The organism is Brevundimonas bullata (assembly GCF_003350205.1).
Taxonomy (GTDB): Bacteria; Pseudomonadota; Alphaproteobacteria; order Caulobacterales; family Caulobacteraceae; genus Brevundimonas; species Brevundimonas bullata.
The window spans coordinates 1-11,032 of record NZ_QLLC01000057.1; the positions used below are offsets into that span (position 1 = coordinate 1).

The window sequence follows — 11,032 nt, forward strand, 5'->3', positions numbered from 1 at the left end:
TAACTAACCCAAGGACTCTGGTCGCCGCTGGATGAAAACTCAGAGGCACGTCAGCACCAGAGCAGGGTGCGGTGAAAGCATCTTTCTCCACACACCCCGAGTTTGGGAAAGCCATCAACCTTGAGGATGTGCACAAACGCGATCCCCAATGACGGGGAGCAAGCGAGCATCACAGAAGTCAGGAGTGTCTCGCTTGTCAGGGTTGTAGCCCGCAAATGGAAGTGCTTTGTCGGCTACTGAGCGATGATGCGGAGGCTAGCAGCCACGCCATAGGCTTTTTCAGCTAGGGGCCCTGCAGGCCGTCCCCCTAGGAACCCACGCAACTCCCAAGCGGAGGCGTCCTCCGGCCCATTACGGGGCGGCGTCAAAGCCAACGCTACTCAGGAGAGGTGGTGCCGCTTAGGTGACTCGAACACCTGACCCCATCATTACGAATGATGTGCTCTACCGGCTGAGCTAAAGCGGCTCCGGTCGGCGGCCTGACGAGTGTCGAGGGCCGCGCGAGGTCGGGTCTTTATACGGGTCCGGCGGACTTGCCAAGCGCTGTCAGCATGGAAGTTTCGTCGGGCGCCCAGGCGGCGCGGATCTCGGCAAAGCTGAAGGCGTGGAGCGGCGCGGCGGCGGCGGCCGAAATGCAGACGGCGAGGCGGTTTTGGGCGGCGTCTGGTCTCAGGATCGCGGCGAGAGCGCGGGCGGCGCGGGGGGAGTGCAGCAGGACGGCGTCGAAGTCGGCGGGGACGGCGGCGTCGGTTTCCTCGGCGGCATAGACCGGCAGGCGCTGAACGGCGTGGTCAGGCAGGAGGGCGGGGAGGTCGCCGGCGGGCTCGCAGGCGCCGGGGGCGAGGATCAGGCCGTCGGGCGGCGTGGCGGCGATGAGAGCGGCCAGGGCGTGGATGTCGCCGGCGGCGGAGCGGGCGTCGGTGAAGCCGGCGTCGCGGGCGGCCTGGGCGGTGGCGTCGCCGACGGCGAAGACGGGGCGGTCGCGCAAGTCCGGGGTCAGGGCGGCGAAGGCCTCGACGCCGTTGGGGCTGGTGAAGGCCAGGGCCGCGACCGTGGCGAAGTCTGGCGCCTGGGCCAGGGCGTCGGGCAGGGGGCGGATGGCCAGCAGGGGGGCGACGACGGGTTCGAAGCCCAGCGCCGTCAGCCGGGCGGCGGTGCGCGCGGCGCCGGGCTGGGCGCGGGTGATCCAGACGCGGCGAATCGGCCGCATGGCCTAGAGGTCGATCTTCTGGTCGCCGGCCTCGGCGTGGACCTCAGCCCCGAGGCGCAGGCCGAGCGCGCGGGCGTCGTCGAGGGCGGCAGCGGGGGTGACGCCCGAGATTTCACCGGCGCGGCGCCAGCGGGCCGAGCCGTCGGGGCTGAGCATTTCGGTGGTCAGGCGCAGAACGTCGCCCTCGATCGCCGCGTAGGCGCCGATGGCGGTGCGGCACGAACCTTCCAGCGCGGTCATGGCCCCGCGCTCGGCGGCGACGCAAAGCGACGTCAGGTCGTGGTTGAGCACGCGGGTCCAGTCGGCGTCGGCGTCGGCTTCGCGCGTCTGGATGGCCAGGGCGCCCTGGCCGGGGGCGGGCAGGAAGGCGTCCAGCGACAGGCGCTCGCGGATGACCTCGGACAGGCCCAGACGGTTCAGGCCCGAGCAGGCCAGAAGGATGGCGTCAAAGTCGCCGTCCTTGAGCCGCTTGAGCCGGGTGTCGACATTGCCGCGCAGCATTTCGATCTGCAGGTCGGGACGCAGGGCCAGGGCCTGGGCCTGACGTCTCAGCGAGGCGGTGCCGAGGCGGGCGCCGTGGGGCAGGTCGGCGAAGCGGGCGAATTGTTCGCTGATGAAGCCGTCGCGGGCGTCCTCGCGTTCCGGCACGGCGGCGATGGCCAGGCCCTCGGGCTGTTCGGCGGGGACGTCCTTCATCGAGTGGATGGCGACGTCGACGCGGCGGTCCAGCAAGGCCTCCTCGATCTCCTTGGTGAACAGGGCTTTGCCGCCGACTTCCAGCAGGCGCCGGTCCTGAATGCGGTCGCCGGTGGTGACGATCTCGACCAGGGGGACCAGGGTTTCGATGTCGGCCTCGGCCACGCCGAGCGCGCGGCCGATGGCGCGCTGCATCATGCCGGACTGGGCCAGCGCCAGCTTGGAGCGGCGGGTGCCGATGCGAAGAAGCGGGGTCATGAGGTCGCGCAGCCGTTGCGAAAGGGGAACCGGGCCGCTACCTCGACCCGATGAACACTGGCGCGGACTATAGCAGCGGGACCACGGGGGCAACCAAGCTGGCCTCCCCGAGCACTGGGGCCGAAAGCCGCGCCCCCGGCGCCGGGCTGACGGTTCTGGGCCTGGAGACCAGTTGCGACGAGACCGCCGCCTCGGTGGTGCGCCTGTCGGCGGCCGGGGCCGAGGTCCTGTCCAGCGTCATTCACAGCCAGATCGACGAGCACGCCGCCTTTGGCGGCGTGGTGCCGGAAATCGCCGCCCGCAGCCATGTCGAGATGATCGACGGGGTGGCGCGCCGGGCCATGGCTGAGGCCGGGATCGACTACGCGGCCCTGGACGGGGTGGCGGCGACCGCCGGGCCGGGACTGGTCGGCGGGGTCATGGTGGGTCTGTCCTACGGCAAGGCCGTGGCCCTGGCGCGCGGCCTGCCGCTGATCGCGGTCAACCATCTGGAGGGGCACGCGGTCTCGGCGCGGCTGGGGGCGGAGACGAGCTATCCGTTTTTGCTGCTGCTGGTCTCGGGCGGCCACTGCCAGCTGCTGGAGGTGCGCGGCATCGGCGACATGAGCCGGTTGGGCACGACGATTGATGACGCGGCGGGCGAGGCCTTCGACAAGATCGCCAAGGCCATGGGGCTGGGCTATCCCGGCGGGCCGGCGCTGGAGAGGCTGGCGGCGTCTGGCGACGGCTCGCGCTTCGATCTGCCGAGGGCCCTGCTGGGGAGGAAGGACTGCGACTTTTCCTTCTCGGGGTTGAAGACGGCGGCCTCGCGCCTGGCCCAGACCTGCGAGACGGAGCAGGACAAGGCCGATCTGGCCGATGCGGTGCAGAAGGCGATTGCGCGCCAGCTGGCCGAGCGGACGGAGCGGGCCATGGTCGCCTATGCCGAACAGCATCAAGAGCGCTTGTTCGTGGTGGCCGGGGGCGTCGCGGCCAACAAGACCATCCGGCGCACGCTGGAGAATCTGGCGACGAAGCACGGCTTCGGATTTCTGGCGCCGCCTCTGGTTTATTGCACCGACAACGCGGCCATGATCGCCCTGGCGGGGGCGGAACGTCTGGAAAAAGGCCTGACATCCGACATTGATGTCGCCGCCCGGCCGCGATGGCCTCTGGACGAGGCGCGCGCGAACGCCGATCCTGTGCACAAGAAAACGGGCCGCAAGGGCGCCAAGGCTTGATGAGCCGGGGTTCGAGCGGTGGTCGGGGGACCGGAGAAGACATGGAATTTCATACGGCAGGCGTAATCGGCGGCGGCGCCTGGGGCACGGCCCTGGCGCAGAGCGCAGCGGCGGCGGGCCTCGCGGTCGTCTTGCAGGCGCGCGAGCCCGAGGTGATCGAGAGCATCCGCGCGCGGCGCATGAACGACGCCTTCCTGCCGGGGATCGAGCTGGACTCGGCCATCAATGTCACCGCCGATCTGGCCGATCTGGCGGATTGCGATCTGATTCTGGCGGTGCCGCCGGCCCAGCATATGCGGGCGACGCTGGCCGCCTTTGCGCCCTATGCCCGGCCCGGCCTGCCCATCGTCCTGTGCGCCAAGGGCATCGAGCGCGGCTCGCTGAAGCTGATGACGGAAGTTTTGGCCGAGACGATCCCGTCGGCCACGCCCGCTGTCCTGTCGGGGCCCAGCTTCGCCGCCGAGGTGGCGCGCGGCCTGCCCAGCGCCGTGACCCTGGCCTGCGAGGACGAGGCCCTGGCCGTGGCTTTGGCGACGGCGCTGTCGGGGCCGGTCTTCCGCCCCTATCTGGCCGACGATCTGATCGGGGCGGAGACGGGCGGGGCGCTGAAGAACGTCCTGGCCATCGCCTGCGGCATCGTCGAGGGGCGCGAACTGGGCCGCAGCGCCCACGCCGCGGTCATCACGCGCGGCTTCGCCGAGATCGTTCGCGTGGCCCTGGCCCTGGGCGGCCGGGCCGAGACGGTCGCCGGCCTGTGCGGCCTGGGCGATCTGGTCCTGACCTGCTCCAGCCCGCAGTCGCGCAACATGAGCCTGGGCCTGGCCCTGGGCCAGGGCATGAGCGTCGAGCAGGCCCTGGCCGGCAAGCGCTCCGTCGCCGAGGGCTATGAGAGCGCGCCCGCCGTACGCGAACTGACCCGCAAGCTGGGTGTGGAAACCCCCATCTGCGAGGCGGTCGCCGCCGTCCTGGCGGGCGAGACCACGGTGGACGCGGCCATCGAGGCCCTGCTGACCCGGCCGCTCAAGCCCGAACGCGAATAGTCAGCCCGAATTTCCGCCCCTTCCTGCGGAGGCGGGAGCCAGTTGGAACCGTTGCTAAGACCCATGCCCAACTCTCTTCAACGCGAGCGCCCCTTGGCCAAAGCACTGGGTCCCCGCCTCCGCGGGGATGAGCGGGTATGGGGATGACGGACCAACCCGTCGCCGAAGAGCGCAAGCGCGTCTGGAAGACGCCGCCGAACGTGGCCCTATGCGCTGAGGACGACATCGCTGATCCCGGCTCGCGCGGCTTCGTGCTGCAGATCGGCGATGCCTTCTTCCACGGCTTCGTGGTCAGGAAGAACGGCCAGGTCGCGGGCTGGGTCGACCGTTGCCCGCACGCGGGCTTCCCCATCGCCATGGAGCTGGACCGCTATCTGACGCCGGACGGATCGCTGATCATCTGCGGCTGGCACGGGGCCATTTTCGAGCCGCTGAGCGGATCGTGCGTCGGCGGACCGTGCGCGGGCGGCAAGCTGACGCCCTGGCCGGTCGAGGCCAGGGGCGGGATTATCCGGACAGCTTGAAAACATTCTCTCCGTTCATTCCGGCGGACGCCGGAATCCAGTGAGAACGACAAACACTACCGATGACACTGCTTTTCGAGGTCACGGAGGCGATTGCCGCCAAAGGACTGGATCCCGGCGTCCGCCGGGATGAGCGGGAAGGGGAGCGCCTATTCCTTCGGGACGATCTTCGGGTCCTTGGTGAAGGCGTCATCGACCTCTTCTTCGGTGATCCGCTTGGACGGATCGCCGGGCTGGTTGAGGTTCTGCTCTTCGGTGCCGTCGCCCATCATGCCGGGATGGGGATCGGTCTTTTTCGGGTCTTGCTCGGCCATGTCGGGCTCCTTGCTGGACTACAGCAAGCAACACGGGCCGTGCATCGCCGTTCCATCACGGCGGCTTGACTAGGTCTTCAGGCGCTTGGCGTTGGCCACGGCGGCGGCGTGGATCGGCGACAGGGCCTTGGCCTGAAGCTTCAGCATAGACTCGCCCATGGTCCAGCTGTCGGACAGGGCGCGCGACCAGACGCCCATGCCCCAGGCGGCCTGCAAGGCTGCGGCGCTGGCCAGGCTGTCGGCCTTCGACAGACGGGTCATGTGAGCCGAGGCCTCGGCGCCTTCGCGGTCCGCGATGCGGCGGCCCTGATCCGCCATATCCATGGCGCCGGCGGCGAGGGCGCCGGCGGAGGCCGTCATGGCCTGGACCTTTTCCGGGCCCATCCGGCCCAGTTCGGCGTGGTCGGCGCGCAGGGGGTTGGCCATGGCCTCGCTCATGATGGTCATCCGACGGGCGATGACCTTGGCCGAGGCTTCAGCCGTCTCCTGTCCGGCGCGGACGGTGCGGGCGGCGCGATCAATGGGGTTCATGCGGGGACCGTGGGCCTGTTCAATGGATGTAGCAAGCAGAACAGGCCCCTGTTTCAGTTTCCTGACAGGCTCAGGGCAGGACTTCGGCGGCGAAGGCCGAGACGTCCTGGATCAGGGCCGGGATGGCGGCGTCGATGATGCGCTGGCCGGTTTCCGGGCTGGCCTGGGCCGGGTCCGAACCGATGCGGCCGTCGGGGAAGCGGGCGCGGTAGTCGAGCGCGTCGCGGATCGGACCCATGGGGGCGATCTTCGGGCTGTAGTCAGCGCGCTTGATATGGTCGGGATAGGCGGCCTGGGTCACGGCGATCTCGGACGGGGTGGCGTGGGCGCCGTGACCGACGGGGAAGATCTCCTCGCACAGCTTGTGCACGCCGGGCAGGTCCCACCAGTTGCGCAGCTTCAGCACGAAGGGCGGCTGCTCCTCGACGAAGGACCAGTCGGCGTAGATCTCGGCGAAGGTCGCCTCGATGGTGGCGACATTGCCGCCGTGGCCGTTGAGGAAATAGATGCGCTCGAAGCCATGACGGGCCAGGGACGCGACCCAGTCGGTGATGGCGGCCATGAAGGTCGAGGGGCGCAAGGAGATGGTGCCGGCGAAGGCCAGGTGATGCTGGGCCATGCCGATGTTGAAGGTCGGGGCGATGATCAGGCTCTCGTCGCCCTTCTCGGCGGCGTGGGCGATGATCTCGGGGCAGAGCCAGTCGGTGCCCAAGAGGCCGGTCGGGCCGTGCTGCTCGTTGGAGCCGATCGGCACGATGACCGTCTTGGACAGGGCGGCGCCGGACTTCAGGCGCGCGTCGATTTCGGGCCAGGACGACAGGTGGATCAGCATGGGGGACTCCGAAAGGGGCAGACAGACGCCCGCGCTTTACGCCGATCCGGCCAAAGGGCCAAACCGGACAAGCCTAGTCGGGAGCGAAGGCGCGGATGAAGCGGCGGGCGGTTTCGCGGGCGCGGGCCGGGGCTTCGTCCTGATGCAGGTGGGGCAGGCCCAGGACCGAGCGCAGGTGGCCGTGGCCCAGGACCATGCCGGAGAACATCTCGGCGGCGGCGGCGGGATCGGGCACGGACAGCAGCCCCAGACGGTCCTGCTCGGCCAGCCAGGCGGCGATGCGGCGTACGCTCTCGCCCGGCCCGGCGTCATAGATGGCGCGGGCCAGTTCGGGGGCCTCGGGGGACATCAGGGCCACGCCGCGCAGGGAGGCGCCCTTGCCCTCGCGGCAGATCTTGGTGATCAGGGTCTCGGCGATGGCGGCCAGCACCGCTTCCGGGGCGGCGCCGGATTTCAGCGGGGCGGTGACGGCGTCGGAGCGCTGGGCCGCCAGGGCGCGGGCGATGTCGATCTTGGTCGGAAAGCGGTTGTAGAGGGTCTGTTTCGACACCCCCGCCCGGCGCGCGATCTCGGTCATCGAGGCCTGGGCGCCCTTTTCCACGAACAGGTCCGAGGCCGCCTGAAGGATGGCGGCGCTCTTGAGCGCGTCGACCTGACCGGGGGCGCGGGGCATCAATGCACCTCGGACGGACCGGCGGCGGGATCGGCCTTGCCGGGCTTGGACAGCAGGGTGACGAAGGCGGCGCCCGCGCAGGCGATGGCCAGGAGGGCGAAGGCGTCGCCGAACGCGAGCGTCGTCGCCTGCTTCTGCAACATGCCGTAGAAGGCCTTCATGGCGGCGGCGTGCGGGTCGATGGAGCCCGAAAAGCGCTGGGCCATGCCGGCGATCATGTTGCGCACCGCGACGTCCGACTGATTGATGGCGCTGGTCAGTTCGACCATGTGCAGGGCGGTGTTCTGGGTCAGCGACGTGTTGAGGATGGCCAGGCCGAAGGCGCCGCCGACGTTGCGGCTGAGATTCACCAGCCCCGAGGCGTTCTTGACCATGTGCGGCGGCAGGGTGGACATGGTGACTTGCTGCGAGGCGATCATGGCGATCATGACGCCGCAGCCGCGCACGGCCTGAACCCCGGCGAACTCCCAGAAGCCCCACTCGCCGGTGACGAGGCGGGCGTCCCACATGCCCCAGGCGCACAGGGCGAAGCCGACGAACATCAGGATGCGCGGGTCCAGCTTGCGCACCAGCCGCCCGGCGAAGGGGGCGGTGGCGAACATGGCCAGGCCCGAGACCACCATGGTGGTGCCGACCTCGGCCGCCGAATAGTCGCGCACCCGCCCGAGGAACAGCGGCAGCAGGAAGGTGCCGCCGAACAGGGCTGCGCCGACGATGAAGGTCATGACGACCCCGACGACGAAGTTGCGGTTGGCGAAGGCGCGCAGTTCCACGATCGGGTTGTAATAGACCAGCGAGCGCCAGATGAAGGCCGGGCCGCAGATCAGGGCCACGAGGCTGAGCAGCAGGATGTGGTCGTCGGCCAGCCAGTCGTTCTTGGCCCCTTCCTCCAGCACGAATTGCAGGCTCATCAGGAAGGCGGCCATCAGGCCCAGACCCCACCAGTCGAAGCCCTTGCTCAGGCTGGCGTCGCCCTTGTCGAAATGGGCGTAGCGGCCGACCAGGAAGAGGACGACCACGCCGGGGAAGATGTTGATGAAGAAGAGCCAGCGCCAGCTGAGCCATTCCGTCAGGTGGCCGCCCAGGGTCGGGCCAACCGTGGGGGCGAGCGTCACGATCAGGCCCATGATGACGCTGGCGGTGACGCGCTTCTCGGGCGGGAAGGCGGTGAAGGCCACGGCGAAGACGGTCGGGATCATGGCCCCGCCGAGGAAGCCCTGCAGTGCGCGGAAGAAGATCATCATCTCGACCGAGGTCGACAGGCCGACGGCCACGCTCATGATCAGGAAGCCGATGCAGGAGGCCAAGAACAGCTTCTGCGTGCCCCACAGCCGCGACAGGTATCCCGACAGGGGGATCATCACGACCTCGGGGATCAGATAGGCGGTCTGAATCCAGCTGATCTCGTCGGCCGAGGCGCCGACCCCGGCCTGAATCTGGGGCAGGGAGGCGGCGACGATCTGGATGTCCAGAATGGCCATGAACTGGCCGATGACCATGCCGGCGAAGCCGAGCAGCAGGACGGTCCAGTTGATCTCGGGCTTGTCGGCGACCGCTGGGGCGTCCGCAGGAAGGACGCCGTCTCTCACCGGGCCGGGTCCAGCGAGGCGACGGCGACCTGGCCCAGATGGGCGTCGGCGAAGGCGGCGCCGCCCTGGCTCTTCAGGTCCACCTTGACCTCGACCGACAGGCCGGGACGCAGGGCGACAGGCTCGCCGGTGGCGCGGCGGTCGACGACGATGCGGACCGGGACGCGCTGGGTGATCTTGGTGAAGTTGCCGGTGGCGTTTTCGACCGGGATCAGGGCGAATTCCGAGCCGGTGGCCGGGGCGAAGCTGTCGACGTGGCCGACGATGGACTGGCCGGGGAAGGCGTCGGCCTTGATCTCGACCGTCTGGCCCAGACGCATGCGGCCGACCTGGGTCTCCTTGAAGTTGGCGACGACATAGGTGTCTTGCAGGGGAACGATGGACATCATCTGCCCGCCGGCCTGGACCACCTGGCCGACGCGGACGCCGCGGGCGCCGACGACCCCGGCGACGGGGGCGCGGATGACGGTGCGGTCCAGGGTCAGCTGAGCCTGTTCGACCAGGGCTCTAGCCTGTTCGACGGCGGCGACGCTCTGGTTGCGGGTCGAGCCGAGCACGGCGGCGGTGCGCTGTTCGGCGGTCAGGGCGGCCTGGGCCTGGGCGACCGAGGCGCGGGCGGTCTCGGCGGTGGCGCGCTGGGTTTCGATGCGCTGTTGCGACACCCAGCCCTCGGCGGCCAGCTTGCCGTAGCGATCAACCTCGGCGCGGGCCAGACCGGCCTGGGCCTGGGCCTGGGTCACAGCGGCGGCGCGGGCGGCGATGGTGGCCTGTTCCTGTTCGGCGCGGGCGTCGACATTGGCGACGGCGGCGGTCAGGGCGGCCAGATTGGCCTGGGCCTGGGCCAGGGCGGCGCGGGCGTCGGCGTCGTCCAGACGGGCCAGGACCTGACCGGCCTCGACGCGCTGGTTGTCCTTGACCAGGACCTCGATCACCGAGCCGCTGATGCGCGGGCTGACCAGGACGGTGTCGGCCTGGACGAAGGCGTTGTCGGTCGCTTCCCAGCGCTGCTTGCCCTGCCACCAGATGACGCCCCCGACGATGAGACCGATGCCGACGACCCCGCCGACGATCAGGGGCAGGCGTTTCTTCAGGGAGGCGGGGAGGGCCATGGGGAGACAGCTCTTTTGAAATCCGGCGCGTAAAATGGACAGGTGCGTCCATAAATCAAGAGGCGCCTGCGCGATTTCGTCGCACCGTGTCGGCGGCGCCCGGTTGACGCCGCGCGCGGGGAAGGCGAAGCGGGGGCATGACCGTCCGCCAACGTCCTCCCTCCAAGGCTGTCCGCGCCGCCCTCAGCCCGCCGCCGGGCAAGCGGTCGCGTGCGCCCAAGAAGGCGCCGGTCGGGGCGGTGATCGGCTGGCCGCCGGACGAGGATCGGGTCGAGGAGATTTTCGTCCGCCTGTCGGGCGTCATGCCGGACCCCAAGACCGAGCTGGATTTCGTCAATCCCTACACCCTGGTCGTGGCGGTCGCCCTGTCGGCCCAGGCGACCGACGTGGGGGTCAACAAGGCGACCAAGGCCCTGTTTGCGGTGGCCGACACGCCGCAGAAGATGCTGGCCCTGGGCGAGGAGGGGCTGATCCCGCTGATCGCCTCCATCGGCCTTTATCGCACCAAGGCGAGGAACGTCATCGCGGCGGCGCGGATGCTGGTCGAGCAGCACGGCGGCGAGGTGCCGCTGAACCGCGCCGACCTTCAGGCCCTGCCCGGCGTGGGACGCAAGACCGCCAGCGTGGTGCTGAACGAACTGGGCATCGAGCCGGCCATTGCGGTGGACACCCATGTGTTTCGCGTCTCGCACCGGCTGGGTTTGGCCAACGCCGCGACGCCGGACAAGGTGGAGGCGCAACTGCACAAGGTCGTGCCCGAGGCCTGGCTGCCCAAGGCGCACCACTGGCTGATTCTGCATGGGCGCTACACCTGCCTGGCGCAGCGACCGAAATGCGGGGCCTGCGTGATTGCGGACCTGTGTCCGTCGCGGGCGGCGTTTGTGGGGGTTTGAGCGCTTGTCGTCTCCCTTCCCCCTCGAGGGGGGAAGGGTCGGGGATGGGGGTGCGGAACGCGACATGGCCGATAGGGCGCATGAGGCGATGTCCCGGTCTCCAGCGCTCCGGCGGACAGGGCCTGCCTCCACCCCCACCCAAC

Annotated in this window: 12 protein-coding genes and 1 tRNA gene; 4 read left to right on the forward strand and 9 right to left on the reverse strand. The window is 69.6% G+C overall.

What is annotated here, in order from left to right; genetic code table 11:
- Nucleotides 1-390 precede the first annotated feature (390 nt).
- The 3 genes from DXK21_RS15830 to hemC form a co-directional block, all read right to left on the reverse strand.
- A tRNA-Thr gene (locus DXK21_RS15830) sits at nucleotides 391-466 on the reverse strand.
- Nucleotides 467-514: 48 nt separating this feature from the next.
- Nucleotides 515-1,210: a uroporphyrinogen-III synthase gene (locus DXK21_RS15835; protein WP_114818730.1), complete on the reverse strand. Its 696-nt coding sequence runs from the start codon at nucleotides 1,208-1,210 to the stop codon at nucleotides 515-517.
- Between the two features lie 3 nt (nucleotides 1,211-1,213).
- Nucleotides 1,214-2,164, reverse strand: coding sequence for a hydroxymethylbilane synthase (gene hemC, locus DXK21_RS15840; RefSeq protein ID WP_114818731.1), 951 nt, complete (start codon nucleotides 2,162-2,164; stop codon nucleotides 1,214-1,216).
- Nucleotides 2,165-2,214: 50 nt separating this feature from the next.
- On the opposite strand from hemC, the gene tsaD reads away from it, so the two are divergent.
- The 3 genes from tsaD (at nucleotide 2,215) to DXK21_RS15855 (ending at nucleotide 4,948) form a co-directional block, all read left to right on the forward strand.
- A complete protein-coding gene (tsaD, locus tag DXK21_RS15845) occupies nucleotides 2,215-3,384 on the forward strand; it encodes a tRNA (adenosine(37)-N6)-threonylcarbamoyltransferase complex transferase subunit TsaD (RefSeq protein ID WP_162790720.1) in 1,170 nt (389 codons plus the stop codon).
- A 41-nt stretch (nucleotides 3,385-3,425) separates the two neighbouring features.
- The gene (locus DXK21_RS15850; RefSeq protein ID WP_114818732.1) at nucleotides 3,426-4,424 is read left to right on the forward strand and encodes an NAD(P)H-dependent glycerol-3-phosphate dehydrogenase; all 999 of its coding nucleotides are present in this window, start codon (nucleotides 3,426-3,428) and stop codon (nucleotides 4,422-4,424) included.
- A gap of 143 nt (nucleotides 4,425-4,567) precedes the next feature.
- Complete coding sequence (locus DXK21_RS15855; RefSeq protein ID WP_114818739.1) at nucleotides 4,568-4,948, forward strand: Rieske (2Fe-2S) protein; 381 nt, start codon at nucleotides 4,568-4,570, stop codon at nucleotides 4,946-4,948.
- A 149-nt stretch (nucleotides 4,949-5,097) separates the two neighbouring features.
- Here the strand turns inward: DXK21_RS15855 and DXK21_RS16710 are convergent, their stop codons facing one another.
- From DXK21_RS16710 to DXK21_RS15880, 6 genes are all read right to left on the reverse strand, one after another.
- Nucleotides 5,098-5,262 carry a hypothetical protein gene (locus DXK21_RS16710; RefSeq protein ID WP_170136976.1) on the reverse strand — a complete coding sequence of 55 codons (165 nt, stop codon included), beginning with the start codon at nucleotides 5,260-5,262 and terminating at the stop codon, nucleotides 5,098-5,100.
- 69 nt (nucleotides 5,263-5,331) lie between these two features.
- Nucleotides 5,332-5,793: a phasin family protein gene (locus DXK21_RS15860; protein ID WP_114818733.1), complete on the reverse strand. Its 462-nt coding sequence runs from the start codon at nucleotides 5,791-5,793 to the stop codon at nucleotides 5,332-5,334.
- A gap of 70 nt (nucleotides 5,794-5,863) precedes the next feature.
- Nucleotides 5,864-6,625, reverse strand: coding sequence for a creatininase family protein (locus DXK21_RS15865; RefSeq protein ID WP_114818734.1), 762 nt, complete (start codon nucleotides 6,623-6,625; stop codon nucleotides 5,864-5,866).
- A 73-nt stretch (nucleotides 6,626-6,698) separates the two neighbouring features.
- Entirely contained in the window at nucleotides 6,699-7,298 is a 600-nt protein-coding gene (locus DXK21_RS15870; protein ID WP_114818735.1) for a TetR/AcrR family transcriptional regulator, read from the reverse strand.
- Nucleotides 7,298-8,887 carry a DHA2 family efflux MFS transporter permease subunit gene (locus DXK21_RS15875; RefSeq protein ID WP_245945252.1) on the reverse strand — a complete coding sequence of 530 codons (1,590 nt, stop codon included), beginning with the start codon at nucleotides 8,885-8,887 and terminating at the stop codon, nucleotides 7,298-7,300. The genes DXK21_RS15870 and DXK21_RS15875 overlap by 1 nt, the downstream gene beginning before the upstream one ends.
- A complete protein-coding gene (locus DXK21_RS15880; protein ID WP_114818736.1) occupies nucleotides 8,884-9,996 on the reverse strand; it encodes an HlyD family secretion protein in 1,113 nt (370 codons plus the stop codon). The genes DXK21_RS15875 and DXK21_RS15880 overlap by 4 nt, the downstream gene beginning before the upstream one ends.
- Before the next feature lie 137 nt (nucleotides 9,997-10,133).
- Here DXK21_RS15880 and nth point away from each other — a divergent pair, with 137 nt between their 5' ends.
- On the forward strand, nucleotides 10,134-10,889 hold the full coding sequence (gene nth / locus DXK21_RS15885; protein WP_114818737.1) for an endonuclease III: 756 nt from the start codon (nucleotides 10,134-10,136) through the stop codon (nucleotides 10,887-10,889).
- Nucleotides 10,890-11,032 lie beyond the last annotated feature (143 nt).